Below are 26,127 nucleotides of genomic sequence, written 5' to 3'. Positions count from 1 at the left end.
CAGTGCCTAGTCCTGATCGCCCTGCCCGTCGAGCCTGGCCTGCAGCATATCCAGCGGCAGCGCGCCGCTGATATGCGTGCCGTCGGCGAAATACAGTGTGGGAGTGCCGGTCACCATCAACTTCTGGCCCAAGGCCAGGAGCTTGTCGATCGGCGCCTTGCACGGCGTGGCGGCAGCGGGCATCTTTCCCTTGAGCATCCAGTCGTCCCAAGCGGTGGCCGGGTCTTTCGCGCACCAGATGGCGCTCGACTTCTCGGCCGAATCGGGCGCCAGGATGGGATAGAGGAAGGTATAGATAGTGACGTTGTCGACCTTCTGCAGCGTGTGGCGCAGTTGCCTGCAGTAACCGCAGTTGGGGTCTTCGAAGATGGCCACGCGGCGCTTGCCGTTGCCCTGGACCTTCTTGATCGCCAGGTTCAGCGGCAGCTTGTCGAAAGCGATGTTGGAAAGCGACTGGATGCTGGCCTTGGTGACGTCGCGCCGCGTCATAGCGTCGATCAGGTGGCCTTCCAGAACCCAGCTCACTTTCGCATCGGTGTAGACCATATTCATGCCGACCTGCACTTCATAGAGGCCATAAGGCGTGCGGCTCACGCGCCCTATATTCAGATCGGGAAAGCGCTGGTGAAAGCGTTCCTTCACGGCTACGACGGCTGGATCGGAAGAACGGGCGGCCGGCTCATCCGCGGCCCTGGCGGCTGCAGCAAAGGCGGCAAGCGACGCCGCGGCGCACAAGGCAGCAGCGAATTTGCGGAAAAAAGCGGGGATCATTGCAGGACTCCGGTTCGGCGCCTCGCTCAGTTGCGCGAAGCACCCTCGATCAATTGTCGTTTCACAAAAGGCAGCGCGTCGACCCACCGCATGCCGGCATTGCGCAGCCAGGCCAGCGGCGCGGCCTGGGCGCCGAACAGGCGATGCAGTCCGTCGGTGGCCAGGCGCATGGCCAGCACCGGCTCGGCTCGGGCGCGCTGATAGCGGCGCAGCACGCGGGCATCGCCCGCCGCACGGAAACGCTCGCGCCGGGAAACGGCCTCGGACAGGGCCTGCACGTCGCCCAGGCCCAGGTTCAGCCCCTGCCCGGCCAAAGGATGCACGCGATGCGCGGCATCGCCCACCAGCGCGATGCCGGGACCGGTCATCTGCGCCTGATCCAGCGACAGCGGGAATCCGTGCAGGGCACTTCGCACACGCAGCATGCCCAGTCGGCCCTGCGCGGCATGCGCCAGCCGCCTTTCCAGCTCGGCGGCCTGCTCCGTGCGCGGCATGCCCAACAGGGCCTCGGCCTGCGCCTCGCGCATGGACCAGACCATGGATACCTGCGGGCCCACAGCGGTGTCGGGCAGTGGCAGCAGCGCCAGCACGCCGTCCTCGCGGAACCATTGCAAGGCCGTGCCCTGATGCGGCCGTTCGGCGTCCAGGTGCGTCACCAGGCCTGTGTCCTGGTAGGAGCGGGATTGATGCCTGATCCCGGCGGACTCGCGCAGCCGGGACGCAGCGCCGTCGGCGCCGACGAAAAGATCGGCCTGCATCCGGCGGCCGGCGGCCGTCACCACGACGCCGCCTTGCTTGTGCGGGCCATCGCCCTCGAGCCAGCCTTCACAGCGATCGTCCAGCCATTCGATGCCGAACATGCGCACGGCCTGGATCAATACGCGCTCGATCTCGCCCGATTCGACGATCCACGCCAGGTTTTCCCGCGCCGCCTGCCAGGCATGCAGATCGACGCGACCGTCGCCGTCGCCGCAGATCTCCATGGCCTGCACGGGCGCAATGCGGGCCGATGGCAGCATCTGCCATACGCCCAGTTCGTCCAGAAGGCGCTGGCTGGCCGGGGAAATGGCGTAGACGCGTGGATGGTAAACATCGGACTGCGCCGCCGGCACGTCGTTGCGCGGCGCCAGCACGGCCACGCGCTGCCCCTTTCGGGCCAGGGCCAGGGCACAGGAAAGGCCTACGATGCCCGCACCACAAACAAGTATCTGAAGTTTCATCGCGCCGACGGCTCCCCGGCCTGCCTGGGCCACAAAAGCCACATCTGGCCGCGCTGCTTCATGCGGCCGGCCTGTTGCCCGGCCTGGTCTCCCGATCCCCAGTAGAAATCGGCCCGCGCCGCGCCCTGGATCGCCGCGCCCGTGTCCTGCGCCAGCACCAGACGCGACAGGGGCAGCTTCGAGTCCGGCTCGGTCGTGTCCAGGAACACCGGCGTGCCCAGCGGCACGAAATGCGCATCCACCGCGATCGAACGGCGGGCCGTAAGCGGCAGGCCATAGGCGCCGGTCGGCCCCAAAGCGGGATCAGCCAGCTTTTCCGAGCGAAAGAACACCACGGCCGGATTGGCATCGAGCATTTCCCGCACGCGCGCGGGGTTGCGCTTGGCCCAGGCGCGGATGTTCTGCATGGAGGTCTGCGACAGCGGCATCTGCCCGTGGTCGGCCAGCCAGCGGCCGATCGACACATAGGGCCGGCCGTTGTGATCGGCATAGGCCAGGCGCAAGACCTGTCCGGCATCGGGGCCGGCCGTCAGGCGCACCAGGCCGGATCCCTGCACCTGGAGAAAGAAATTATCGATAGGATCGTCGATCCAGACCAGCACCGGCGGCTTGTGATCCGATGCCTCGATCTGCGCGCGCGAGTCGTAGGGCACAACGCGATGTCCCACCAGTTTGCCGCGCACGCGCTTGCCGGCCAGGTCGGGATAGACCGAACCCAGGTCGATGGTGAGCAGGTCGCTGGGCACCGCGTACAGGGGCCATTGATAGAGGCCGCCGCGCTGCAGCGATCCGCTGACGATTGGCTCGTAGTAGCCGGTGACCAGATTGCTGGCCGGCCGGTTGTCGGGCCCGTTCAGGCGCCAGGGCTGCAGCCAGGACTGCAGGAAGCGGCGCACCGCTGCCGCGTCGCCCGGATTCTGCGCCGCCGCCGCGGCGCACACCGGCTGCCAAGCGCGGGGCGTGGCGCGCGCGGGCATGGCCAGACTGCCGCTTGCCGGCCGCATCAGGCCGCGGCAATCGCGCAGGAAGACCGGCCAGAAGCCGGACAGGTCGTCATCGTTCCAGCGCGGCACGTCCGCCCAGGCAACACGCGAAAACCTGCCGGACAGGGACCGCGGCGCCGTCTCGGGCAGAGCCGACAGAGGCGGCACGACCAAAGGGCCTTCCAGCGTCGGGGCGCCGGCACCGGGCAAGGGGGCGCTAGGTTTTTCGGGAGTGGTGCTGCAGGCTGCCAGGACAGCGGCGAGCAGAACCAGGCAAAGACTGCGGGTAAGACGCTTCATGAAGAATCGGATCTCGCCTGGACTCAATGCAGAGTCCGAGGCATGGACAGCAGGAATTCCGCGATGGGTACGTCGAACGGGATGCCGTTCTCGCCCACGCAATGATAGGTGCCTTTCATGGTGCCCATGGGCGTGGGCAGCGGACAGCCGCTGGTGTATTCGAAGGTTTCCCCGGGAGCGAGCAGCGGCTGCTGACCCACCACCCCCAGGCCGCTCACTTCGCGCACCTGCTGGTTATCGTCGGTGATGGTCCAGTGCCGGCTGATGATCTGCGCCGGAAATTCGCCGGAATTGGTGATGCGCACCGTGTAGGCGAACAGGTATAGCTGCTGGCCGGGCTTGGACTCCTCAGGGACGAATCGCGGCGTAACAGAGACGGTCAGGTTATAGGGTTTCAAATGGCGGTCCCGGAAGGCTTTCGGGGAAAATACAATACCGCACATTATGCCTTCGGAAGCGCCGAACACCATGTCCACCCCCCAGGCCGCCACGGCCCGCATCGCCCCCAGCATCCTGTCCGCCGATTTCGCCCGCCTGGGCGAGGAGGTGCGCAACGTCGTCGACGCCGGCGCCGACTGGATCCACTTCGACGTGATGGACAACCATTACGTGCCCAACCTCACCATCGGCCCCATGGTGTGCGCGGCCATACGCCCGCACGTGCAGGCGCCCATCGACGTACATCTGATGGTCGAGCCGGTCGATGCCCTCGTGCCGCAGTTCGCCAAGGCCGGCGCGGACATCATCACCTTTCACCCCGAGGCTTCGCGCCACGTTGACCGCACCTTGTCGCTCATCCGCGACAACGGCTGCAAGGCCGGCCTGGTGTTCAATCCAGCCACGTCGCTGTCCTACATGGACTACGTGATGGACAAGCTCGACGTGGTGCTGCTGATGTCGGTCAACCCCGGTTTCGGCGGCCAATCGTTCATCCCGTCCACGCTCGATAAGCTGCGCCAGGCGCGCGCGCGCATCGAACGCTGGACGCAGGAAGGCGGGCAACCCATACTGCTGGAAGTCGACGGCGGCGTGAAGGTGGACAATATCGCCGAAATCCGCGCGGCCGGCGCCGATACCTTCGTGGCTGGCTCGGCGATCTTCGGCAAACCCGATTACCGGGCCGTGATCACGGCGCTGCGCGCGCAGATCGCCATCGGCCAAGCGTCTTGACCCTGCATGGCGACGACAATGAAAAAACTTTTTTATTACCCCAGCAATGCAAGCATGGCGCCCCACATCGTGCTGGAGGAGATAGGTCGCCCCTTCGAACTCGATCTGGTCGACCGCACACAGGGAGCGCACAAATCCGCGCAATACCTGCGGCTCAATCCGAACGGGTTGATTCCCGTGCTAGTCGATGGCGACCTGGTACTGTACGAAACCGCCGCCATCTGCCTGCATCTGGCGGATACGCATCCGGAAAGCCGGCTCGCTCCCGAATTGGGAACCCCGGCGCGCGCGCAGCTCTACAAGTGGCTGATGTGGCTGACCAATACGCTGCAAACATCGCTGATCGTCTATTTCTATCCCGAAAGATGGGTCGATGCGGATAACGCGTCGGGGGCCAAGCAAGTGCAGACCCACGCCGCCTCGAAAGTCGCGACCCTTCTGGACCAGTTGGAAGCGCAGCTGAATTCGAGCAAGGGCCCGTGGCTGCTGGGCCAGCAATATACGGTTCTGGATCCCTATGCGCTAATGCTTTGCCGCTGGACACGCGGCTTTGCAAAGCCCGCGCGTGAATGGCCGCTGCTGGGCGCGTATCTTCAGCGCATGCTCGAACGGCCGGCGGTCCAGCGGGCGATTCGGACCGAAGGGCTAGTCCAGCCCCTGGTGTAACCATGACTTCCCGAACCCCCATCCTCGTCGTGCTGCTGGACCTGGACGGCACGCTGGTCGATTCCATTCCCGACCTGGCCTCCGCCGCCAACGCCATGCGCCTCGAACTGGGCATGCCGCCCCTGGGCCTGGAAGTGCTGACCACTTTCGTGGGCAAGGGCATCGACAACTTGGTGCGCCGCACGCTGGCCGGTTCGCTTGGCGGCAAGGGATTGTCGGGCGGCGAGCCCGATGCAGGCCTCTTTGCCCAGGGCCTCGCGTCGTTTCGCCGTCACTACGGCCTGATCAATGGCGATATGGCTGCGGTGTACGACGGCGTAATCGAAGGCCTGCGGGCCATGCAAGACCAGGGTCTGAAGCTGGCCGTGGTCACCAACAAGCCCACGGAATTCACCGGCCCGCTGCTGACGCGCACCGGACTTGCCGGTTTTTTCTCCGTGATCGTATGCGGCGACACCTGCGCGCGCCGCAAGCCGGATCCGGATCAGGTTCTGCATGCCTGCGAACGCCTGGGCGTGGCGCCCGCGCAGGCCGTCACCATCGGCGACTCCCTGAACGACGCCCAGGCCGGCCGGGCGGCCGGCACCCGCGTGCTGGCCGTGCCTTACGGCTACAACGAAGGGCAGGACGTCTACCTGCTGGACGTGGACGGCATCGTGCCGCGGCTCACCGACGCGGCCCAGGTCATCGCCCAATGGAACGCCGCGGCCCGATAGCCGCTCGCCTCACACCCCCGACTCCTGCACCGCCCGGCGGATGTGTTCGAGAAAGGCCTGGCAGGCATTGGGCAGGACCCGGCCGGCCAGGGTCTGCACCTCGAACTGACGTTCGTTCATTTCGCGATCGCGCAGAGGTACGGCCGCAACCCCGCCCCGGCGCAGATGACTGCGGACCGCCAGTTCGCCGCACAGCATCACACCGCCACCCTCGATCGCGAAATTGATCAGCGCATCGAGATGGCGGCTGACGAACACCGGCTCGCAGCGCAGCTGCTGGCGGCTGCAGCTGATGTCGAACAGCTGCCTGACTGTCGAGTCCTGCCCGGGCAGCGCCAGCGGATAGGACACGAGCTGGCTGATCGACAGGCGGCGCAAGCCCGCCAGGGGATGATCGGACGCCATAATGGCCAGCACCGGCGCCGGACGGCGCAGCTCGACGCGGATGTCGCGCTCGGAAGTCATGGTCAGCGTGACGCCGATATCCGCGTCGCCTTTGCGCACGCAATTCGAAATCTCCTTTGACGAGTAGGCTTCCAGCGAAAAGTGGATGCCGCCATAGGTACGCCGGAATGACGCGATGGCCGAGGGCAGGAAATCAAAGGCATAACCTTCGGTACTGGCCAGCCGCACCCGGCCCTGCCGCAGGCCGCGCAGGGCCAGGATGTCGCCGGCCACGCGGTCGATGTCCTGCTGCACACGCTTGGCGTAGGCCGCCAGCAGTTCTCCCGCGGCATTGAGAGACATGCCCCGGGCTCGCCGCTCGAACACCAGAACATCGAGCTCGCGCTCGAGCCGGGCGATCTGGCGGCTTACTGCCGAGGGCGCCACGTCGAGCCGGCCGGCCGCTTCGGTGATCGAGCCGGTGCGGGCGACCTCCAGGAAATAGCGCAAGGCCGTGCCTTGCAGAACCTGCTTGTTGATCATGGCCGCACCTATGAATATGCATTGCCTTTTTGGCAAATCATAATTCTAGTCATTGATCTTGCTGCATGGGTCACCTGTCCTCTAGGATGAAGATTCCTTCCCTCTTTCTCCCTACGACGCCATGGTCATAGCCTCCCCCTCCCGCTTCCGTCACGATGCTGTCCGCCGCATTGCGCGCACGCTGGCCATCGCTTCCCTCGCCCTGGGTGGCCTGCTGGGCGCGGCCGCCCCCGCCGCCGCCCAGTACCCCGAGCGCCCCATCACGCTGATCGTCCCCTTTGCGCCCGGCGGCGCGACGGACATCAGCGCGCGGCTGATCGCAAAGTATCTGACCAAGTCGCTGGGCCAGAGCGTCATCGTCGAGAACAAGGCCGGTGCCGGCACCATCATCGGCGCGCAGTATGTCGCGCATTCGCCCCGCGACGGCTACACGCTGCTGCTCAGTTCGGGCACCACTTTCACGATCAATCCCGCGATCCACAAAACCCTGTCCTACGATCCGATCAAGGATTTCCAACCCGTGGCCATCGTGGCGCGCACCGGCCTGATCCTGCTGGCCAACCCGAAGGTACCCGCCGACAACGTGAAGTCCTTCCTGGCCTACGTCAAGGACCCGGCCCATAAAGACACGCCTTACGGCACCTTCGGTAGCGGCACGACCGCCAATTTCGTCGGGGCGGCCTTCGCCGCGGCCGCCGGCATCCATCTGACGCAGATTCCCTACAACGGCAGCGCTCCGGCCATGACCGACCTGATCAGCGGCCAGATCCCCTTTTCCGTGGACACCGTGGCGGCGGCCCTGCCGCAGTTGAAGGCCGGCAAGGTCAAAGCCATCGCGGTATCCAGCCCGCACCGCTCGGTCTTCCTGCCCGACGTGCCGACGTTCGCCGAACAAGGCTACCCCCAGGTCGCCATGGACACCTGGCTGATGGCGGTCGTGCCGCGCGGCACGCCCGCGCAGGCCGAGGCCAAGCTGGAAAAAGCGCTTGCCGACTTCACCAAGGACCCCGAAGCCCGCAAGGCCATGCTGGCAATGGGCATGGAACCCGGCTTCGAGGATTCCAAGCAAGGCGAAGCGCTGATTGCCAAGGAACTGCCGCAGATGCGTGAACTCGCCCAGCGCGCCCACATCACGGCCAACTGAACCCCGGGACCTTTTCACGCCAACTGCGCACATGATCTCGCCCAACGATACGCTCGTCTCTCTTTCAGCCGTTGAACTGCGGCGGCTGATCGGCGCCCGCCAGGTTTCGCCGGTCGAACTGCTGCAGGCCTGCATGGATCGCATCGCGGCGGTCAACCCCTATATCAACGCCATCACGGCCACCGACTACGAGCGCGCGGGCGCGGCAGCCCGCGCGGCCGAGCAGGCCGTCATGCGCGGCGAGCCGCTGGGCCTGCTGCACGGCCTGCCGCTGGGCGTCAAGGACCTGGAACCCACCGCGGGCCTGCTCACCACCTACGGATCGCCCATTCATCGCGGCAACGTACCTGAGCAGGATGTCGAACTGGTCGCGCGGCTGCGGCGCGCCGGCGCCGTGGTCACGGCCAAGACCAACGTGCCCGAAATGGGCGCAGGCGCCAACTCGCGCAACCCTGTGTGGGGCGCCACCGGCAACCCGTTCAATCCCAATCTCAATGCCGGCGGTTCGTCGGGCGGTTCCGCGGCCGCGCTGGCCTGCGACATGCTGCCGGTCTGCACCGGATCCGACACGGGCGGCTCGCTGCGCATTCCCGCAGCCAAATGCGGCGTGGTGGGCTTTCGCCCATCGCCCGGCGTGGTCCCCAGCACGCGCAAGCCGCTGGGCTGGACGCCGCTCTCGGTCGTCGGTCCGATGGGCCGTACCGTCGCCGACGCCTGCCTGCAGTTGGCTGCCTCGGCAGGCCCGCATGCGGGCGACCCGCTGAGTTATCCGCTGGATCCGCTGTCGTTCCTGCACCCCGGTACCGCCGACCCGGGCTCGCTGCGCGTGGCCTACACCGAGGACTTCGGCCTGTGCGCCGTGGACGACGGCATACGCGCCGTCTTCCGCGAGAAGATCGCCGCAATGCGCCATCTGTTCGCAGCCTGCGATCCCATCGAGCTGGACCTGGGCCAGGCGCATCGCTGCTTCGACGTGCTGCGCGCCGAGGCTTTCGTGGCCGGCATGCAGCAAGCCTACGAGCAGGACCCGGACAGCCTGGGTCCCAATCCCCGCGCCAACTACGAGATGGGCGCGGCCATGAGCCTGAAGGACTGCGCCTGGGCGCAGTCCGAGCAGACCCGCATCCTGCAGCGCTTCCAGCAGGCCTACACCGGCTACGACCTGATCCTCTCGCCCACTACGCCGGTCTCGCCCTTTCCCTGGACGCAGCCCTACGCCGACACCATCAACGGCGAGAAGCAGCAGAATTACTATCGCTGGCTGGCCCTGACCTACGTCGTCACGCTGACCACGCATCCGGCCATCGCCCTGCCTTGCGGCCGCGACCGCCAGGGCATGCCGTTCGGCCTGCAGGTGACGGGCCGTTTCCGCGGCGACCACGCCCTGCTGGCGGCCGCGCAAGCCCTGGAACATGCCTTCGCCCGCATCGACGGGCTGGGCAGGCCGCTGCCCGACCTGGCGGCGCTGCGCCCGGCGCAGCCCGCGCTCAAGTCCATCGTGACCGCACCGCCCATCCTGGGAGGCGTAACGGCGAGTGGCGTTTCGGCGGTCTGACTTTTGCCGCCGGGGCGCCCAAAAATGCAAAATGCCGTGCTATAGTCGCTGGCACGATTTGTCGATTCGAACTGAAACGCTCGATCTAAATTTCACTGCCCACCATGAACGCCCGCCTCGCCGCCCCCCTTCGCAACGCCACCTGGCGTTGGTGGCGCTCGACCTCCGGGTGGCAATCGGCTCGCCTGGCACTGGACGCAAACGCCGCCTAGTGCCTCGCACGACACGAAAAGCCAAGCCCGGAACCTGAACAGGACCGGGCTTTTTGTTTGGCATGTCCCGGTCGCCACAACCCTACTCACCTGGACCCGACATGACCGAACTGGAATTCAAAGCCCTGGCGGCCCAAGGCTACAACCGCATCCCCCTGGTCGCCGAAACCTACGCCGATCTGGACACGCCGCTGGCGCTGTACCTGAAACTCGCGCACGGCGGCGCAAAAGCAGGCACCTACACCTGCCTGATGGAATCGGTGGTGGGCGGCGAGCGCTTCGGGCGCTATTCCTTCATCGGCCTGCCGGCTCGCACTGTCATCCGCGCCAGCGGCAGCACCACCGAGGTCCTGGCCGACGGCGTCGTACAGGAAACCCACCAGGGCGATCCACTGGCCTTCATCGAGCAATTCCAGAAGCGCTTCAAAGTGGCCGTGCGTCCCGGCATGCCGCGCTTTTGCGGTGGCCTGGCAGGCTACTTCGGCTACGACACCGTGCGCCACATGGAGCCGCGCCTGGGGCCCGCGGTCAAGCCTTTTCCCGCCGGCATGGAAGAAGGCATACCCGACCTGCTGCTGATGCAGGTGGACGAGCTGGTGATCGTGGACAACCTGGCCGGGCGCATCTACCTGATGGTCTACGCCGATCCCGCTCGCCCCGAGAGCTACAGCCGCGCGCAGCAGCGGCTGCTGGACCTGCGGATCCAGCTGCGCAAGCCCGCTGATATTCCCTACAGCCATGCCAGCATGGTCACGCAGGAGCGCCGCGACTTCGAGAAAGAGGACTACCTGGCCGCTGTGCGCCGGGCCAAGGAATACATCATGGCCGGCGATCTGATGCAGGTGCAGGTAGGCCAGGTAATTGCCAAGCCCTTTCGCGATGCGCCACTATCGCTGTACCGCGCGCTGCGTTCGCTCAATCCCTCGCCCTATATGTATTTCTGGAATTTCGGCGACTTCCAGGTGGTGGGCGCTTCGCCCGAAATCCTGGTGCGCCAGGAGCGCACCACGCACCAGAACGAACCCAGGTCGCAGATAACGATCCGCCCATTGGCCGGCACGCGCAAGCGCGGCGCCACGCCCGAGCAGGACGCCGCGCTGGCCGACGAGCTGAGGGCCGACCCCAAGGAAATCGCCGAGCACGTGATGCTGATCGACCTGGCGCGCAACGATGTGGGCCGCGTGAGCGAGCCGGGCACCGTCAAGGTGACCGACACCATGGCCATCGAACGCTATTCGCATGTGATGCACCTGGTGTCCAACGTGGCCGGCACGCTCAAACCCGGCATGAGCAATATGGACGTGCTGCGCGCCTCGTTTCCCGCCGGCACGCTGACCGGCGCGCCCAAAGTGCGCGCCATGGAACTGATCGACGAACTCGAACCCGTGCGGCGCGGCCTGTACGGCGGAGCGGCCGGCTACCTGAGCTATGGCGGCGAAATGGACCTGGCGATCGCCATCCGTACCGGCGTCATCAAGAACGGCACGCTATACGTGCAGGCCGCGGCCGGCGTCGTCGCCGACTCCAATCCCGAATCCGAATGGGCCGAGACCGAAGCCAAGGCCCGCGCCGTGCTGCGCGCGGCCGAACAGGTGCAGCACGGACTGGACGCGCCCATCTAGGCGGCCCGGGACGCGAACAGCAATGGAAACCAACTCAGCCTTCGGCCAGCATCAGGAGGGGACGCGTGCAGTTGCGTCCGGCGCGCTTGGCCTCGTAAGTCTGCTCGTCGGCGCGCGCCAGCATATCGTTCAGCGCGCCATCGCCAGGCAGCCTCTCGGCCACGCCGAAGCTGGCGGTGACCTGCAGGCCGGCGACACGGGTCGATTCCAGCAGGCGGCGCAAGCGTTCGGCCACGGCATAGGCTCCCGCCAGTCCCTCCCCGGGCAGCAGAATGACGAATTCCTCGCCGCCGACGCGGCCGAACAGCGTGTCGTTGCGAAGGGCGCTGTGCATCAGCACGACCATGTCGCGCAGCACTTCGTCGCCCTTGGCATGGCCCAGGTTGTCGTTGATGAGCTTGAAGTGGTCGATGTCCAGCAGGATGCAGCCCAGTTTTTCTTCCCGACCCAGCACCTTGAACAGGCGGTCGCCTTCTTCGTGCAGCGCGCGGCGCGACGCTGCGCCGGTGAGCACGTCCACCGTGGCCTGGGCGCGCAGCTCCATGCATTCCATCGTGAGCCGGGTCAGGTCACGCAAGATATCCAGGTCCGCTTGCGCCGGATGCCTTGGCACGATATCGAACGCACACAAGGCGCCCAGGTTATAGCCGCGGCGCGTGGTCAGGGGCATGCCCCAGTACGAGCGCACACTGGCCTCTCCCGTCACTGCCGGAAAGTCGCGCACGCGCGCATCGAGCTGCGTATCGGAAATGATGAGCGGTTCGTAGTCCTGGATGGTGAAATTGCAGATGGACTGGTTGCGAGGTATCGCGTTGCTCGCCGACGAGCCGCTGGTTTTGTAAATATGCAGACTCTGTGTGATGAGCGTGATATGCACCGTGGGAAATCGCAGGGCGGCGCGCCCGATGCGGGCGATGCGGTCGAAGGAAGCTTCCGGGCCGCCCTCGGTCACGTGCAGGTCGGCGAGCGCGGCCAAGCGGTCCGCTTCGCGCGGCATTTGACGCACGGCGTGGATCGCTTGAGTACTGGAATCGACCACGGACGTCTCCCAGAGTTCGCATCGGACGCCATGCGTGGCGCGGCGTCCTTGTTTAACGACATTGCCTACGAAAAACCTTATACCCCAGGAGCGCTTGCATGTTGCTCATGATCGACAATTACGATTCCTTCACTTACAACATCGTGCAGTATTTCGGTGAACTAGGCTGCGAAGTGCGGGTCGCACGCAACGACCAGATCACCCTGGACGAAATCGAAGCCCTGGCGCCCGATCACCTGTGCGTTTCGCCCGGCCCCTGCTCTCCGGCCCAGGCCGGCATCTCGGTAGGCGTCATCCAGCGTTTTGCCGGACGCATTCCCATCCTGGGCGTATGCCTGGGCCACCAGTCCATCGGCGCGGCCTACGGCGGCAAGATCGTGCAGGCTCAGACCGTGATGCATGGCAAAACAGTCCGGATCACGCACCAGGGCACCGACATATTCCAGGGCCTGCCCTCGCCCTACACCGCCATTCGCTACAACTCGCTCACCATCGACCCGGACAGCCTGCCCGACTGCCTGGAGGTGACGGCGACGGCCGACGACGGCGACATCATGGGCGTGCGCCACAAGGCGCTGCCCGTCTTCGGCGTGCAATACCACCCTGAATCCGTACTGAGCGAGCACGGCCACGCCATGCTGCGCAATTTCCTACAATACCGCGCCTGATCGGTGCCAAGCATAAAAAGACATGGAGCAACCATCATGACCCTGATCACTCCCAGCGAAGCCCTGACGCGCTGCATCGAGCATCGCGAGATCTTTCACGACGAAATGCTCGAACTGATGCGTATGCTGATGCGCGGCGAGATGTCGCCACAGCTGGCCAGCGCGCTGCTCATGGGCCTGCGCGTCAAGAAGGAAACCATAGGTGAGATCACCGCCGCCGCGCAGGTGATGCGCGAGTTCGCCACCACGGTGGAAACGCCCAATCCGCAGGATCTGCTCGATATGTGCGGCACCGGCGGCGACGGCAGCCACACCTTCAATATCTCGACCGCGGCCATGTTCGTGGCTGCGGCCGCGGGCGTGCCTATCGCAAAACACGGCAACCGCAGCGCTTCGTCCTCGTCAGGCAGCGCCGATGTGCTCGAAGCCTTGGGCGCCAATATGGAACTCAGTCCCGAACAGGTGGCCGAATGCCTGCAGGCCACCGGCATCGGCTTCATGTTCGCTCCCGCCCACCACGGCGCCATGAAGAACGTGGCGGCCGTGCGCAAGGAACTGGGCGTGCGCACCATCTTCAACATCCTGGGCCCCCTGACCAACCCGGCCAACGCCGCCAACCAGTTGATGGGCGTGTTTCATCCCGACCTGGTCGGCATCCAGGTCAGGGTTCTGCAGCGCCTGGGTTCCCGTCACGTGCTGATCGTGCACGGCAAGGACGGCATGGACGAGGCATCGCTGGGCGCGGCCACCCTGGTGGGTGAACTCAAAGACGGTGCGGTGCACGAGTACGAGATCCACCCCGAGGACTACGGACTATCCATGATGTCCAACCGCGGCATCAAGGTGTCCAATCGCGAAGAATCTCGTCAACTTGTCATGGAAGCGCTAAATAATGTCGAAGGCCCAGCGCGCGACATCGTCGCGTTCAACGCCGGCCTGGCCATTTACGCGGGCAACAAGGCAAGCGACATTCCCGAGGCCCTGAAGCTGGCCTTCGAACTCATCGCCAACGGCGCAGCCCGGGCCTCGCTCGAAAAATTCTGCGCCTATACCCAGACATTTAAAAAATGAACGATATCCTCGCAAAGATTCTGACAATCAAAGCCGAAGAGGTAGCCACGGCGCGCCAGATGCGCAGCGAGTCCGAATTGCTGCGCGAAGCGCTGGCCAGACAGGACGTGCGCGGTTTTACGCAAGCCATCGAGAACAAGATCGCGCGCGGCCTGCCCGGCGTGATCGCCGAGATCAAAAAGGCCTCGCCCTCCAAGGGCATCCTGCGCGAAAACTTCAATCCGGCCGAGATTGCGGCGTCCTACGCCGCACACGGCGCGGCCTGCCTGTCGGTGCTGACCGATGTACAGTTCTTCCAGGGCTCGCACGACAATCTTCGCATGGCCCGCGCGGCCTGCCCGCTGCCGGTGCTGCGCAAGGATTTCATCATCGATCCCTACCAGATTGTCTCGGCCCGCGCCATGGGCGCCGATTGCGTGCTGTTCATCGTGGCCGCGCTCGACGCGGCGCAGTTGCGCGACTTCGAAGACGTGGCCATGGGCCTGGGCATGGATGTGCTGGTCGAAGTACACGGCCCGGCCGAACTCGACATCGCGCTGAGCATGAAGACACCGCTGCTGGGCATCAATAACCGCAATCTGCGCACCTTCGAAACCAAGCTCTCGAACACGATCGACCTGCTGCCGCGCGTGCCCGCGGGCAAGCGCGTGGTGACCGAAAGCGGCATCCTCGCGCCGGAGGACGTCAAACTCATGCGCGAGAACGGCGTAAATGCGTTCCTGGTGGGCGAGGCCTTCATGCGCGCGCCTGAACCGGGCATGGAACTGGCGCGCATGATGGGCACGGCCTAAAGCCTAAGCGGCACGGCGCCCCTGGCGCAGTGCCTCGAACACATCTTGCGGCCCCATCTGACCGCCCTTGAGCATGAGCTCGACGCCATTGAGGACGGCATCGTCCGAATGCACCGCACAAACGGCCACGCCAGGGCTCAGCGTATAAGCCAGCGTGAGCGCGCGCGCGTTCCAGGCCTGGATCGCCAGACTCGACGTATCGCCGCCGGCAAAACCCACCCGGGCCAGCCGATGGCGCCGCAATACCTGGTGCATCAACCGGCCCGCCGCGGCGGCCAGTTTGGGTCCGCTGCCGGCTGGCGCCGTTTCCGTCAGGGTCGTCTGGGCTATTACGCTGCGTCCGGTGCGCAGGCACTGCACCACCTTGTCCGCCAGTTCCCGGCAGTATGGTCCGCCGTCATTCTCGCCGGCCTCCTGCACCACGCGCCGCGGATCGACGTCCAGCAGCGCGAAGCCATCGTCGCGGGCGCGCCGGATCTGCTGCGCCGTCACCGGCGACCGGCTGCCCGCCACGATGAAAACCTGTTCGGCGGACACCGGTGCGGGCCGCTGTACGGCCGCTTGCGTTTCCCGCGTCTGTCCTGGCCAGGCGGTCAGGAGCGCCTGCTCGACGCTGCTGGGTCCCACCAGCAAGGCCGGACCGTCGGCGCTGCGTGCAATGCGGCCCCAAAGCATCCGCCCGATGGCAGCCAGATGCTCGTCGCCCAGCACATCAAAGAGCACGGCCGCGGGCAAGTCCGCCAGCATGGCGTCCAACGCCGCGGGCGCGGCGCCGGCCAACTTGTCGAGCGCGAAGGAGACGACCCCTTCCAGGCCCTGCCGTCCCAGGTGCAGGCGCAGATCGGCCTCGTCCATCGGCGTGACGGGATGGCAGCGCATGGTGGGATGCCGGTCCAGGCGATACACCCGGCCGCCCTGGCCGGCGCGGGCATAGAGCGTGGCGAACGCGCAATAGCGGCCCAGATTCGGCTGGCCGCCGACGATATATGCCGTAGACTGCCCCAATGCGCGCAAGCCAAGGCGCACGGCCCTTCCTATGCTGCCCACATGCGGCGCGCTGTCGAAGGTGGAACAGGTCTTGTAGTGCACGGCCTGGGCGCCGGTAGCCGCCAGCGCCGCATAGATGTCCGGCAGCCTGAGGTCCATTTCCTGCGGCGACCAGGACCTGGCGCCGCCAGCCAGGCCCACACAGTCGAGCTCGCCGAAGGCCGCCAGATCGGCCGGGCCGGGCGTTTGCAAGAACAGTGCGGCGCGCAAGCCGCCGCGCACGGCCACCGACAGCGTGTCGGTGGCGCCCGTGAAATCATCGCCGTAATAGGCGATGCGCGGACGACGCGCCGAGGTGTCGGGTGCGGTCGGGGAGGACATGCGATGAGAATTCAGCCGTAGAAGTCCAATGCGGCCGCCAGCGCGGGATGAGTCTGGGCGTGGCGCGGCAGCGCCACGCCGCTGCGCGCAGCCTCCCAGGCATCGCGTATGCTCTGCACGCCCGCGGCCGGACCGTGCGGATGGCCGAGTATGCCGCCGCCGGATAGAAAGATCAGATCGTCGCTGCCGACCGCATCGAAAGTAGCCGGCACCGTGCCCGCCCACTGCCCCGACGAGAACACCGGCATTATCGCGTCGCCGCCGGCCAAGGGCTGCAGGCAGGCCCGCGCGGACGCCACCACGCTCTGGTCGGCTTCGTAGAACTTGCCGCCCAGTCCGTTGACGTGCAGCTGGTCGACGCCGGCGAGGCGCCACAGCACTTGATAGGCATGAAAATCGATGCCCAGCATGGGATGGCGCGCCATCGCCGCCAGGCCGTTGCGATGCCCGTGCAATGCCAGCGGCGTGGCGCGGCGCAGCGACTGTATCGCGCCGTAGCCGCACCAATTCAGGCTGGCCATCACGCAGGTGCCGCCGGCCGCCTCGACCATCTCGGCATTACGGCGCATGGCGTCGGTCTCGTCCGAGATATTGAAGGCATACATCACCTTGCGGCCAGTGCGCTGCGCGTGCGCCTCGATCACTTTCATGACCTGCGCCACGCGCGCCGCCAGCGGCGCATTCGGCGGATTGGCCATGACTTCATCGTCCTTGATGAAATCGACGCCGGCCTGGCACAGCGTGGCCACGGTGGCGGCGGTCTGCTCGGGCGTCATTCCCACGTTGGGCTTGATGATGGTGCCCAGGATGGGACCGGCGGCGATGCCCGTCAGCGCGCGCGTGCCCGCCACGCCCTGGCGCGGCGCATCGAAGGCGCGCACATAGTCGGGAGGCAGACGCAGCGACATCAGCTTCACGCCGGTCATCTCGCCCAGGTCGTAGATATTGCCCGCCACCGTGGCGACGAGCGTGGGCAGGTTGGCGCCGACGTTCTCGATCGGAAAGCGCACGGTGATCTGGGCGCGGCGATACGGGCCCGCAACCTTGCGCCGGTCGAGAAAAGCATTAGGCAAGCTGGGCTGGGCCACCGGCTCGAACTCGCGTATGGCCGTCACCTGTGCCCGCGAACGCGCGCGCAGATCGTCAGTCTCGCCCGCCACGCGCACGAAAGTGCCGCTGGACTGTTCACCGGCCAGCACCTGGGCCGCCTGGTCCGGCGGATACGGAGTCTCGATGAGATAGGTCGCCTCGAATTCGGCGCGCGCAGCGTCAGTCATGGATTACAGGGTACCCAGGTCGGGGAAGGGCCGTACGGGGTCGCTCCCGTCCCAGCCGATGCAAGCCTCGCGGATTATTTTGAACAGCCTGCCTTTCGGCCCGGCGACTTCGGATAGTTCGACCACCGTACCGGGATGCGTTTCGGTCTCGAAATACACGTAGCGCCCCTTCTCGCCGACCTCGCCGCTCATGCCGACAACCAGACCCTGAGCCTGCAGGCGTTCGAGGTCGGCCTCGAATGATTCGGTCCAGTAGGCCAGATGTTGCAATCCCGTGCGGCCCGCATCCAGGAAGTCCTTGTACATGGACGGCGCGTCGTTGCGCTGCTCGATGAGTTCGATTTGCAGCGGTCCGGAATTGGCCAGGGCCACCGACGTCTGGATGGGCGAGGGCCTACCCTTGTAGTGGAAATTCTTCACCGGCACGCGGTCGGCGTAGTACCACGGGCCTACGCCCAGCACGTCGCTCCAGTGACGCATTTCCTTATGTATATCGTGCACCACGTACCCCAACTGGCGTACTTCTCCAAAAAATCGACTCATGATTTTTCCTGTCTCAAAGAAAACCCGTAGAAATCCAAGGGATGAAGGCCACCAGGAACACCCCTGCGACCAGGGCTGCCAGATAGCCCCACATATACGGCATCGCCTCGTCCGGATCGACCTTGCTGATGGCGCAGGCGCCGTAGAAGCCCACGCCGAACGGAGGCGCGAACAGGCCCAGACCCATGGAGAGAACCACCACCATCGCATAGTGCACTTCATTGACGCCCATCTGGCGTGCGATGGGAAAAAGCAGCGGCCCGAACAGCACAATGACCGGAATGCCTTCCAAGACGCTGCCCAGGAGAACAAAGACTGCGATGGATACCAGCAGGAAGCCGACGGAACCGCCCGGCAGCGCCTTCATCCATGCTGCCAGATCGCTCGAGAAGCCCGACTGTGTCAGTCCCCAGGCCATGGACGTGGCCGCACCGACAATGAAGAGGATCGCGCCGGACAGCGCGGCGGTATCGACCAGCATAGCGGGCAACCGCTTCCAGTCAAAGCAGCGATAGAGCAACAGTCCCACCAGCACCGAATACACGATTCCTATCGTCGACACTTCGGTGGCCGTGGCCACGCCCTCGACCACGGCAGCGCGGATTACGACGGGCAGCACCAGCGCCGGCAAAGCCTTGACCAGCCGGCGCCCGATCTGGGCCGTGGATGCGCGGCGCGCCTGGCTCGGGGTCTGGCTGCGGCTGCGCACCCACACGATCAGTCCCAGCGTCAATCCCAGCGCGGCGCCCGGCAACATGCCGCCGGTAAACAGGGCAGCGATCGACACGCCGGTCACCGACCCGATGGTAATGAGCACGATACTGGGCGGGATGGTCTCGGTCTGTGCGCCCGTGCAGGACAACAGGGCCGCCAGATCGCCCGGCGCCGCGCCGCGCTGCTTCATCTCGGGAAACAGCGCCGGGGCCACCGCGGCCATGTCGGCCACCTTGGAGCCCGAAATGCCCGAGACCAGATACATGGACCCAATCAGCACATAGGACAATCCGCCGCGCACATGGCCCAGCAGGCTGGCCAGGAACCCGACCATGGCGCGCGCCATGCCCGTCATCTCCATGAGCTGGCCCAACAGGACGAACATGGGTACGGCCAGCAGGATCAGACTCGACATGCCTTCGTCGATCCGGCCCACCATCACCAAGAGCGGTGTGTGCGTAGCCAGCGCCAGGTAGCCAAAGGTAGCCAGCGCAAATGAGAATGCGATCGGCACGCCGAGAAAGACGTTTACCGATACGACACCGACGAAAAAGACCAGCAGGTTCAACTTGCCCAACGGCAGCAACAAGGGCCGGACGAACCAGAACAGCAGCACCGCCGCAACCACCGCCGCCAGGGCCACGGCGATATCGCGCGGCCTTGCGGCATCGGCCAGGCGCAACAATCCGAACAGCAGCATCAGGCCGAAACCGGCCGGCAGCGCGCAGGAACCCCAGGCACTGGAAATACCGAGCGCCGGCGTCGACACCAGGGCATCTTCGGCGGCGAACTCAAACGCATGCGGCAGGATCAGCGTCAGAAAGGCGATCGACGCCCCGATGGCCATCACGTCAAGCAGCGCGCGCACGCCGGGAGAAACACGCGCGACCACCACGGTCATGCGCATGTGCTCACCGCGGCGCAAGGCCACCGCCGAACCCAGCATGGACAGCCAGAGAAATAACAGGCCGGCCAGTTCGTCGGACCACACCAATGGATTGTGAAACACATACCGCGCCAGGACACCTGAAAACAGCACGACGATCTCGGCCAATACCAGCACGGCGGCGACGAGCTCGACCATCCGGCCGAGCACGCGGCTGCAACCGGCTGCCAGGCCTGACTTGCCGGCGCCGCTGCTCTGGCAGGTTGAAGCCGCGCACATCGCTTCAGGCCAGCTTTCCGACGGCGCCTTCCAGCTGGCTCCAGGCCTGTTCGCCGAACTTGCCGCGCCACTCCTTGTAGAACCCGGCATTGCGCAGCGCAGCCTGGAAACTGTCGGATTGGGTCGTGTTGAACACCATGCCCTTGTTCTGCAGATCGGACTGGATCGACTCGTTCATCTTGCGCAAGTCTTCGCGCTGCTTCATGCCTGCGTCGTTGAACGCGGTTTCCCACAGCGTCCGCAGATTGGCAGGCAGCTTGTCGAAGGCGCGCTGATTGGCGACGAACCAATAGCCGTCCCAGATATGGTTGGTCAGGGAACAGTACTTCTGCACCTCGTACAGCTTGGCCGACTGGATGATGGCCAGCGGATTCTCCTGCGCATCGACAATGTGGGTCTGCAGCGACGTGTACAGCTCGCTAAATTGCAGGCTGGTCGGCGACGAGGACAGCGCCTTAAACATGGAGATGCTCAAGGGACTGACCGGCACCCGGATCTTGACGCCGTGCAGATCGGCCGCGGTCTTTACGGGCTTGGAACTGGTCGTGACCTGGCGAAAGCCGTTGTCCCACATTTTCTCGAAGGTGTGCAGATGGGACTTGCCGATCTGCTGGCGTACGAAGGTGCCCAGCTTGCCGTCCATGGCTGCCCACACCTGGTCGTAGTTGGAAAACGCGAACCCCACGGCACTGATGGCCGCCTCGGGCACGACCGTGGCGATGACCAGCGCCGACGGCGTGTACAGCTCCACGGCGCCGGCCCGTACCTGGGTCAGCATGTCGGTGTCGCCGCCCAACTGGTTGTTGGGGAAGATATTGATCTGCAGCCGGCCGTTGGACTCCTTCTTGATGCGGTCGGCCGCCTGCTGCGCACGCACGTTCAGCGGATGCGACATCGGCAGGTTGTTGGCGTACTTGTAGACAAACTCGGGCGCGGCGCGGGCGAACCGCGGCACGCCCAGGTACAAGGCAGGCGACGCGGCGAGCGTCTTCAGAAATGTGCGACGTTTGGCGAACACGGGTGTCTCCTTGAAAACGGGCGATGTGCCGCCTACCGGCCGTCGCCTCTTCAGTTCGCACAATTTACCGTCAGGACTAAAATTGGAAAAACAGAAAATTCAAATCGATTAAGCGATGAAAGAGATAAATCTGTCTAGCCGCGATCTACGCGCCTTCCTTGCGCTGGCCGACCAGCACAGTTTCACGCGCGCCGCGCAAGTCTGTCATTTGTCGCAATCGGCGTTCAGTTCGCTGATCCGCGCCATCGAAGACACGCTGGGTGCGCGGCTGTTCGACCGCGACACCCGCAACGTCGAGTTGACCCCGCAAGGGCGCATGCTGGAGGAATCGGCACGCCGCATGGTGGGGCAGTTCGACGCGATGATCGACGAATTCCGCGGCTATGCCACCTTGCGCAAGGGCCGCGTCTCGATCGCCGCTCTGCCTTCGATCGCCGCCGGCTGGCTGCCTGGAGTATTTGCCGAATTTCGCCAGCGCCATCCCGGCATCGACCTGGGACTGGCGGATACACTCTCTGCGCCCAGCCTGGAGCTGGTGCGCACCAACAGCGTGGACTTCGCCCTGGCCTCGTCGGACACGCCAGCTCAGGACTTGGAATCCAAACTGCTGTGCAACGACCATTTCCACCTCGTATGCCGGCAGGATCATCCGCTGGCAAGCCGGCCCCGCATCAGCGCGCGCGACCTCGCCGCCGCCCCCTTCATTCATCTGGCCCGTTCGCACAGCGTGCGAATGCAGCTCGAGCGCGCCTTCCATCCCATGCCTATGAATATCGTTCTGGAAGTCGAACAGTTGGCCACGCTGACCGGCATGATTGCCGCGGGGCTGGGCATAACTGTCGTACCCGCCCTGACCTTGTACGAACTGGACCGCCCGGGATTGGTGAGCCGGCCGCTCAGCATGCCGGGGCTGGTACGCAAGATCTGTCTGATCCGGCGCCGCGGGGCCAGCCTCTCGCCAGCCGCGCAACAGCTGTACGACCTGATGCTGCAGATGCGGCCGACGACCGGCCCTGCCATGCGCGTGGCGCGCCGGGCGTGATCGGCTGGCGCGTCAGTCCACCGTGCGCGGCGCGCGGCTGCTACGCGGCCGCCCTACGCAGCTTCAGACAGCATCATTTTGCGCGCGCCGGCTTGGCCCAACGATACAGCGTGCTGCGATGCACGCCCAGGCGCCGCGCCGCGCCGCTCATGCTGCCGCCGCACGCAGCCAGCGCTTCCCGCACCGCGGCATCGGTCAGAACCTTGAGATCGGCGGGCGCGCGCGCCTGCGCCGCCATGTCCGCTGGCAGCATGTCCAGCCGCGTCTGGCCTTCGGTTTCGGCCAGGACCCGCAAGGTGCGCAGCGTGGCGACCAACTGCCGGAAGTTGCCCGGCCAATCGTAGGCAGTCAGTGCCTGCAGGACTTCCTGCGGCAGGTCCGGCCCGTCGTGCGCCGGCAAGGCGCCCGACGACCACAAGGCCTGCACAATGCGGGCACGGTCGGCGCGATCGCGCAAGGCGGGCAGACACATCGTGTACTCGGCGATGCGAAAGTACAGATCGGCGCGCAAGACATTCTGCTCGGCCGGCCCCAGGGGTCGGTGCGTGGCGCAGATCAGCAGGAAATCCACCGGCACGCAACGCGCGCCGCCCAGCGGCGTCACTTCCCGGTTCTGCAACACGCGCAGCAAGCGGGCCTGCGCAGGCAGGGGCATGTCGCCGATCTCGTCCAGGAAAAGCACGCCGCCTTGCGCCTGGCGCAGCAATCCTTTGCTGCCCTGTCTGCGCGCACCGGTGAAGGCGCCCTCCTCGTAGCCGAACAACTCGGATTCGATCAGGCTCTCGGGCAGCGCGGCGCAATTGATGGCCACGAAGGGACCATCGGCGCGCGCGCTGCGGGCATGCATCTGCCGCGCAAAGACTTCCTTGCCCGTTCCGGTCTCGCCCTGCAGCAGTATTGCAACGCCCGCATCGAGCAGGCGAACGGCGCGGGCCAGGTCGGCCAGCGCCCCCGCATCGAACCAGGGTGCGGGTTCACCGGGCCGGGACAGGCGCGCCGACGTGGATGGTCTTGCCTCCCGACGCGGAACAGGCAGCGACTCGCGCGCAAGATCGAGGACCGCGGCCCGCTCGGCTTCGCCCGGAACGGACACAGGGCTTGGCGCGGCGGCGGACGCGGACTGCACCAGGCGGACATGCAATAGCGCACCGTGCAGCCGGCGTAAAGTTCCGCGCGCGGCCGCCTGGGCCGGAGCCTGGACGAACAGATCTTCATAGCACAACACGCCCAGCGCGCTCGCGTCCAAGGCCAGCAGGCGCAGAGCATGCCGGTTGGCCGCGACCAGCCTGCCGCCGTCGAAGGCCAACAAGCCCTCGTGCGCGCTGCCGAGCAGGCCCGGCTCATCGTGCACGGCCAACCGCAGGCAATGCGCATAGTCCTGGTCGAACAGGCGCCGCTCGATCTGGTCCACCGCCCAGGTCACCAGGGCAAGCGCATGGCCGCTGCCTTGCGCGGCCGGGCCGGACAAGTCCAGCAATCCCAGCGTGCGGCCGCGAGGGTCGGAAATCGGCACCGCGGCACAAGTCAGGATGCGGTTGGATTCGAAATAGTGTTCATGCCCGCGCACTTCGATGGGCCGATGTTCGACCAGCGCCGTTCCGATGGCGTTGGTGCCGGCGGCCGACTCGCTCCAAAGCGCGCCGGGCATGAGCGATACCTTGGCGGCACAATCGGCGAACGCGTCGTTGCCGGCGGCATCCAGCACGCTGCCGGCGGCATCGGTAAGCAGGACCAGTCCACTGGACTGGCGCACCTCTTGCGCCAGCAGCGCCATGATGGGCCGGCCGAACCTGCGCAGGTCTTCGTTGCGCTGGCGCAGTTCACGCAACTCGCCCTGGGTGGGCAGCTGCATGCGGCTGGAGCCAGACATGTCGTGTCCGATGTCGGCGCAACGGCGCCAGGATCGAAGAATCGGTTCGGCGAGAACGCTGGCGGGCACAACGCCCTGTTCGAGAAACTGGCGGCGCGCGCTTTCCAGCCGCGGGATTCGGGGGTTAGCCATGACTGTCTCCGATCGGTGTGCTGCGACACCTGTTTCGGCCCGTTGTCGCATTTTGCGACGCTGTCTGGCGCATCCGCCGTTCAGGCGGACCGCTCTTGGAGCCGAGGTCTTTACTTTCGCATGGCGGCATATGGGCTGTCCATCACTGCCGCGACGCGGCACAAGCTCTGGCACGCTTATTGCATGGAATGAAGCGGGGCTTTCATTCCCTACATTCAAACAAACAGGAGACACGCATGGATACCGCAACCCGCATCGCTCCGGGCGTCTATGGCTCGCCCATCGACATCAAGAAACAGTACGAGAACTTCATCGGCGGCCGCTGGCGCGCGCCGGCCGACGGCCAGTACTTCGACAATGTCACGCCGGTGACCGGCAAAGTCCTATCGCGCCACGCGCGCTCCTGCGCGGCCGACATCGACGCGGCGCTGGACGCGGCGCACAAGGCCGCCCCGGCCTGGGGTTCGAGCTCCGTGACGGAACGCTCGCGCCTGCTCAACCGCATCGCCGACGTCATCGAAACCAATCTCGAACTGCTGGCAACCTCCGAGACCTGGGACAACGGCAAGCCCATCCGCGAATCGCGCGCCGCCGACCTGCCCCTGGCGGCGGATCACTTTCGCTACTTCGCCTCGGTGATCCGCTCGCAGGAAGGCGGGCTGTCGGAGATCGACAACGACACCGTGGCTTATCACTTCAAGGAGCCGCTGGGCGTGGTCGGCCAGATCATTCCGTGGAATTTCCCCCTGCTCATGGCCGCCTGGAAGCTGGCGCCCGCGCTGGCAGCCGGCAACTGCGTGGTGATCAAGCCGGCCGAGCAGACGCCGCTCACGCTCATGATCTTCGCCGAGCTGATCGCCGACGTGCTGCCCCCGGGCGTGCTGAACATCGTCACCGGTTTCGGCCTGGAAGCGGGCAAGCCCCTGGCATCGAGTTCGCGCATCGCCAAGATCGCCTTTACCGGCGAAACCACCACCGGCCGTCTCATCATGCAGTACGCGTCGCAGAACCTGATACCGGTCACGCTGGAGCTGGGGGGCAAGTCGCCCAACATTTTCTTTGCCGACGTGGCGGCGCAAGACGACGATTTCCTGGACAAGGCCATCGAAGGCTTCGTGATGTTCGCGCTCAACCAAGGCGAGGTCTGCACCTGCCCCAGCCGTGCCTTGATCCAGGCCTCGATCTACGATCGCTTCATGGAACGCGCCGTGGCGCGCGTCAAAGCCATCAAGCAGGGCAACCCGCTCGATGCCGACACCATGATCGGCGCCCAGGCCTCCAGCGAGCAATTGGAGAAAATCCTCTCCTATCTCGATATCGGCAAGCAGGAAGGCGCCAAGGTGCTGACGGGCGGTGCGCGCGCCGATCTGGACGGCGACCTCAAGGGCGGCTATTACGTCCAGCCCACGGTGTTCCAGGGAACGAACAAGATGCGCATCTTCCAGGAGGAGATCTTCGGCCCCGTGGTGTCGGTCACGACCTTCAAAGACACTGAAGAAGCGCTGTCCATCGCCAACGACACGCTGTACGGTCTGGGCGCCGGGGTCTGGTCGCGCGACGCGAACACCTGCTATCGCATGGGCCGCGCCATCAAGGCCGGACGTGTCTGGACCAATTGCTATCACGCCTATCCCGCGCATGCGGCCTTCGGCGGCTACAAGCAATCGGGCATCGGCCGCGAAAACCATCAGATGATGCTCAATCACTACCAGCAGACCAAGAATCTGCTGGTGAGCTATAGCCCGAAGAAACTCGGATTCTTCTGATGAGCACCGTCGCCGCGACACCGGCCGCGCTCGCGCTGATCGCGGAACTGACGGCGCAGTACGGCCCGATCATGTTCCATCAATCGGGCGGCTGCTGCGACGGCAGCTCCCCCATGTGCTATGCGCAAGGGGATCTGCTGGTGGGCGACGGCGACGTGCTGCTGGGCGAGATCGGCGGGGCGCCGTTCTACATTGGCGCCGCGCAGCACGCCGCATGGCGCCACACGGATCTGATCATCGACGTGGTGCCGGGCCGCGGCGGCATGTTCTCCCTGGACAACGGCCGGGAGGTGCGCTTTCTGACCCGCTCGACGGTCTGCATGCCACCCTCGCCGGCCGCCGCGCCGTAGCGGCCGGCATGCCGACGGCCCGGCGTG

General features: G+C 65.7%; 24 protein-coding genes. 12 read left to right on the top strand and 12 right to left on the bottom strand.

Going from position 1 to position 26,127, the window contains the following annotated elements; all coding sequences use genetic code 11:
* Window positions 1-6 precede the first annotated feature (6 nt).
* Genes H143_RS0107850 through apaG form a run of 4 tightly spaced genes read right to left on the bottom strand, consistent with a single transcriptional unit; the run spans window position 7 to window position 3,672 of the window.
* Window positions 7-771, bottom strand: coding sequence for a DsbC family protein (locus tag H143_RS0107850; RefSeq protein WP_019937684.1), 765 nt, complete (start codon window positions 769-771; stop codon window positions 7-9).
* A 26-nt stretch (window positions 772-797) separates the two neighbouring features.
* Window positions 798-1,991: a UbiH/UbiF family hydroxylase gene (locus H143_RS0107845; protein WP_026349838.1), complete on the bottom strand. Its 1,194-nt coding sequence runs from the start codon at window positions 1,989-1,991 to the stop codon at window positions 798-800.
* The gene (locus tag H143_RS0107840) at window positions 1,988-3,274 is read right to left on the bottom strand and encodes a murein transglycosylase A (protein ID WP_019937682.1); all 1,287 of its coding nucleotides are present in this window, start codon (window positions 3,272-3,274) and stop codon (window positions 1,988-1,990) included. Before H143_RS0107840 ends, H143_RS0107845 begins: the two co-directional genes overlap by 4 nt.
* A 23-nt stretch (window positions 3,275-3,297) precedes the next feature.
* Window positions 3,298-3,672, bottom strand: a complete 375-nt coding sequence (gene apaG / locus H143_RS0107835; RefSeq protein ID WP_026349837.1) for a Co2+/Mg2+ efflux protein ApaG — start codon at window positions 3,670-3,672, stop codon at window positions 3,298-3,300.
* Between the two features lie 46 nt (window positions 3,673-3,718).
* Here apaG and rpe point away from each other — a divergent pair, with 46 nt between their 5' ends.
* Genes rpe through H143_RS0107820 form a run of 3 tightly spaced genes read left to right on the top strand, consistent with a single transcriptional unit; the run spans window position 3,719 to window position 5,826 of the window.
* Window positions 3,719-4,444 carry a ribulose-phosphate 3-epimerase gene (gene rpe, locus H143_RS0107830; RefSeq protein ID WP_026349836.1) on the top strand — a complete coding sequence of 242 codons (726 nt, stop codon included), beginning with the start codon at window positions 3,719-3,721 and terminating at the stop codon, window positions 4,442-4,444.
* 18 nt (window positions 4,445-4,462) lie between these two features.
* A complete protein-coding gene (locus tag H143_RS0107825; RefSeq protein WP_019937679.1) occupies window positions 4,463-5,110 on the top strand; it encodes a glutathione S-transferase family protein in 648 nt (215 codons plus the stop codon).
* Between the two features lie 2 nt (window positions 5,111-5,112).
* The gene (locus H143_RS0107820; RefSeq protein ID WP_019937678.1) at window positions 5,113-5,826 is read left to right on the top strand and encodes a phosphoglycolate phosphatase; all 714 of its coding nucleotides are present in this window, start codon (window positions 5,113-5,115) and stop codon (window positions 5,824-5,826) included.
* Window positions 5,827-5,835: 9 nt separating this feature from the next.
* Here the strand turns inward: H143_RS0107820 and H143_RS0107815 are convergent, their stop codons facing one another.
* A complete protein-coding gene (locus H143_RS0107815; RefSeq protein ID WP_019937677.1) occupies window positions 5,836-6,753 on the bottom strand; it encodes a LysR family transcriptional regulator in 918 nt (305 codons plus the stop codon).
* 121 nt (window positions 6,754-6,874) lie between these two features.
* Here H143_RS0107815 and H143_RS0107810 point away from each other — a divergent pair, with 121 nt between their 5' ends.
* The 3 genes from H143_RS0107810 to trpE all read left to right on the top strand — a co-directional run bounded on the left by H143_RS0107810 (window position 6,875) and on the right by trpE (window position 11,286).
* The gene (locus H143_RS0107810; RefSeq protein WP_019937676.1) at window positions 6,875-7,897 is read left to right on the top strand and encodes a tripartite tricarboxylate transporter substrate binding protein; all 1,023 of its coding nucleotides are present in this window, start codon (window positions 6,875-6,877) and stop codon (window positions 7,895-7,897) included.
* Window positions 7,898-7,928: 31 nt separating this feature from the next.
* Entirely contained in the window at window positions 7,929-9,452 is a 1,524-nt protein-coding gene (locus tag H143_RS0107805; protein ID WP_019937675.1) for an amidase family protein, read from the top strand.
* A gap of 313 nt (window positions 9,453-9,765) precedes the next feature.
* Window positions 9,766-11,286 (top strand): anthranilate synthase component I, encoded by a 1,521-nt coding sequence (trpE, locus tag H143_RS0107800; RefSeq protein ID WP_019937674.1) that lies wholly within the window; start codon window positions 9,766-9,768, stop codon window positions 11,284-11,286.
* Window positions 11,287-11,320: 34 nt separating this feature from the next.
* Here the strand turns inward: trpE and H143_RS0107795 are convergent, their stop codons facing one another.
* Window positions 11,321-12,325 carry a sensor domain-containing diguanylate cyclase gene (locus tag H143_RS0107795; protein WP_155803350.1) on the bottom strand — a complete coding sequence of 335 codons (1,005 nt, stop codon included), beginning with the start codon at window positions 12,323-12,325 and terminating at the stop codon, window positions 11,321-11,323.
* Window positions 12,326-12,423: 98 nt separating this feature from the next.
* Here H143_RS0107795 and H143_RS0107790 point away from each other — a divergent pair, with 98 nt between their 5' ends.
* From H143_RS0107790 to trpC, 3 genes are read left to right on the top strand one after another with little or no spacing between them, the layout of a single operon-like run.
* Entirely contained in the window at window positions 12,424-12,993 is a 570-nt protein-coding gene (locus H143_RS0107790; RefSeq protein ID WP_019937672.1) for an aminodeoxychorismate/anthranilate synthase component II, read from the top strand.
* 36 nt (window positions 12,994-13,029) lie between these two features.
* Window positions 13,030-14,064, top strand: coding sequence for an anthranilate phosphoribosyltransferase (trpD, locus tag H143_RS0107785; protein WP_019937671.1), 1,035 nt, complete (start codon window positions 13,030-13,032; stop codon window positions 14,062-14,064).
* The gene (trpC, locus tag H143_RS0107780; protein WP_019937670.1) at window positions 14,061-14,855 is read left to right on the top strand and encodes an indole-3-glycerol phosphate synthase TrpC; all 795 of its coding nucleotides are present in this window, start codon (window positions 14,061-14,063) and stop codon (window positions 14,853-14,855) included. Before trpD ends, trpC begins: the two co-directional genes overlap by 4 nt.
* 3 nt (window positions 14,856-14,858) lie before the next feature.
* Here trpC and H143_RS0107775 read toward each other — a convergent pair whose 3' ends face one another.
* From H143_RS0107775 to H143_RS0107755, 5 genes are read right to left on the bottom strand one after another with little or no spacing between them, the layout of a single operon-like run.
* The gene (locus H143_RS0107775) at window positions 14,859-16,223 is read right to left on the bottom strand and encodes a four-carbon acid sugar kinase family protein (RefSeq protein WP_019937669.1); all 1,365 of its coding nucleotides are present in this window, start codon (window positions 16,221-16,223) and stop codon (window positions 14,859-14,861) included.
* Window positions 16,224-16,234: 11 nt separating this feature from the next.
* Complete coding sequence (locus H143_RS0107770) at window positions 16,235-17,500, bottom strand: ribulose-bisphosphate carboxylase large subunit family protein (protein ID WP_019937668.1); 1,266 nt, start codon at window positions 17,498-17,500, stop codon at window positions 16,235-16,237.
* 3 nt (window positions 17,501-17,503) lie between these two features.
* Window positions 17,504-18,043, bottom strand: a complete 540-nt coding sequence (locus tag H143_RS0107765; RefSeq protein WP_026349831.1) for a VOC family protein — start codon at window positions 18,041-18,043, stop codon at window positions 17,504-17,506.
* A 13-nt stretch (window positions 18,044-18,056) separates the two neighbouring features.
* A complete protein-coding gene (locus H143_RS0107760) occupies window positions 18,057-19,922 on the bottom strand; it encodes a TRAP transporter large permease subunit (RefSeq protein ID WP_019937666.1) in 1,866 nt (621 codons plus the stop codon).
* A 4-nt stretch (window positions 19,923-19,926) separates the two neighbouring features.
* Window positions 19,927-20,940 carry a TRAP transporter substrate-binding protein gene (locus H143_RS0107755; RefSeq protein ID WP_019937665.1) on the bottom strand — a complete coding sequence of 338 codons (1,014 nt, stop codon included), beginning with the start codon at window positions 20,938-20,940 and terminating at the stop codon, window positions 19,927-19,929.
* A gap of 115 nt (window positions 20,941-21,055) precedes the next feature.
* Between H143_RS0107755 and H143_RS0107750 the strand changes: the two genes are divergently transcribed.
* On the top strand, window positions 21,056-21,982 hold the full coding sequence (locus H143_RS0107750; protein WP_019937664.1) for a LysR family transcriptional regulator: 927 nt from the start codon (window positions 21,056-21,058) through the stop codon (window positions 21,980-21,982).
* Window positions 21,983-22,055: 73 nt separating this feature from the next.
* Here the strand turns inward: H143_RS0107750 and H143_RS0107745 are convergent, their stop codons facing one another.
* Window positions 22,056-23,984 carry a sigma-54-dependent Fis family transcriptional regulator gene (locus H143_RS0107745; RefSeq protein ID WP_019937663.1) on the bottom strand — a complete coding sequence of 643 codons (1,929 nt, stop codon included), beginning with the start codon at window positions 23,982-23,984 and terminating at the stop codon, window positions 22,056-22,058.
* A 236-nt stretch (window positions 23,985-24,220) separates the two neighbouring features.
* Between H143_RS0107745 and adh the strand changes: the two genes are divergently transcribed.
* The gene (gene adh, locus H143_RS0107740) at window positions 24,221-25,750 is read left to right on the top strand and encodes an aldehyde dehydrogenase (protein WP_019937662.1); all 1,530 of its coding nucleotides are present in this window, start codon (window positions 24,221-24,223) and stop codon (window positions 25,748-25,750) included.
* Complete coding sequence (locus tag H143_RS0107735) at window positions 25,750-26,100, top strand: DUF779 domain-containing protein (RefSeq protein WP_019937661.1); 351 nt, start codon at window positions 25,750-25,752, stop codon at window positions 26,098-26,100. The genes adh and H143_RS0107735 overlap by 1 nt, the downstream gene beginning before the upstream one ends.
* Window positions 26,101-26,127: the final 27 nt, after the last annotated feature.

The organism is Bordetella sp. FB-8 (assembly GCF_000382185.1).
Classification (GTDB): Bacteria; Pseudomonadota; Gammaproteobacteria; order Burkholderiales; family Burkholderiaceae_B; genus Bordetella.
Note: the sequence above shows the minus strand (reverse complement) of the source record. Positions and strands in the feature narration are given on the sequence as shown.

Coding starts and splice junctions, on each gene's coding strand:
- H143_RS0107820 (WP_019937678.1), top strand. CDS start 5,113: ATGACTTCCCGAACCCCCATCCTCGTCGTGCTGCTGGACCTGGACGGC.
- trpC (WP_019937670.1), top strand. CDS start 14,061: ATGAACGATATCCTCGCAAAGATTCTGACAATCAAAGCCGAAGAGGTA.
- trpD (WP_019937671.1), top strand. CDS start 13,030: ATGACCCTGATCACTCCCAGCGAAGCCCTGACGCGCTGCATCGAGCAT.
- H143_RS0107750 (WP_019937664.1), top strand. CDS start 21,056: ATGAAAGAGATAAATCTGTCTAGCCGCGATCTACGCGCCTTCCTTGCG.
- H143_RS0107765 (WP_026349831.1), bottom strand. CDS start 18,043: ATGAGTCGATTTTTTGGAGAAGTACGCCAGTTGGGGTACGTGGTGCAC.
- H143_RS0107775 (WP_019937669.1), bottom strand. CDS start 16,223: ATGTCCTCCCCGACCGCACCCGACACCTCGGCGCGTCGTCCGCGCATC.
- H143_RS0107850 (WP_019937684.1), bottom strand. CDS start 771: ATGATCCCCGCTTTTTTCCGCAAATTCGCTGCTGCCTTGTGCGCCGCG.
- H143_RS0107840 (WP_019937682.1), bottom strand. CDS start 3,274: ATGAAGCGTCTTACCCGCAGTCTTTGCCTGGTTCTGCTCGCCGCTGTC.
- trpE (WP_019937674.1), top strand. CDS start 9,766: ATGACCGAACTGGAATTCAAAGCCCTGGCGGCCCAAGGCTACAACCGC.
- H143_RS0107825 (WP_019937679.1), top strand. CDS start 4,463: ATGAAAAAACTTTTTTATTACCCCAGCAATGCAAGCATGGCGCCCCAC.
- adh (WP_019937662.1), top strand. CDS start 24,221: ATGGATACCGCAACCCGCATCGCTCCGGGCGTCTATGGCTCGCCCATC.
- H143_RS0107770 (WP_019937668.1), bottom strand. CDS start 17,500: ATGACTGACGCTGCGCGCGCCGAATTCGAGGCGACCTATCTCATCGAG.
- H143_RS0107790 (WP_019937672.1), top strand. CDS start 12,424: ATGTTGCTCATGATCGACAATTACGATTCCTTCACTTACAACATCGTG.
- H143_RS0107845 (WP_026349838.1), bottom strand. CDS start 1,991: ATGAAACTTCAGATACTTGTTTGTGGTGCGGGCATCGTAGGCCTTTCC.
- H143_RS0107810 (WP_019937676.1), top strand. CDS start 6,875: ATGGTCATAGCCTCCCCCTCCCGCTTCCGTCACGATGCTGTCCGCCGC.
- H143_RS0107760 (WP_019937666.1), bottom strand. CDS start 19,922: ATGTGCGCGGCTTCAACCTGCCAGAGCAGCGGCGCCGGCAAGTCAGGC.
- H143_RS0107805 (WP_019937675.1), top strand. CDS start 7,929: ATGATCTCGCCCAACGATACGCTCGTCTCTCTTTCAGCCGTTGAACTG.
- H143_RS0107815 (WP_019937677.1), bottom strand. CDS start 6,753: ATGATCAACAAGCAGGTTCTGCAAGGCACGGCCTTGCGCTATTTCCTG.
- H143_RS0107745 (WP_019937663.1), bottom strand. CDS start 23,984: ATGGCTAACCCCCGAATCCCGCGGCTGGAAAGCGCGCGCCGCCAGTTT.
- H143_RS0107735 (WP_019937661.1), top strand. CDS start 25,750: ATGAGCACCGTCGCCGCGACACCGGCCGCGCTCGCGCTGATCGCGGAA.
- rpe (WP_026349836.1), top strand. CDS start 3,719: ATGCCTTCGGAAGCGCCGAACACCATGTCCACCCCCCAGGCCGCCACG.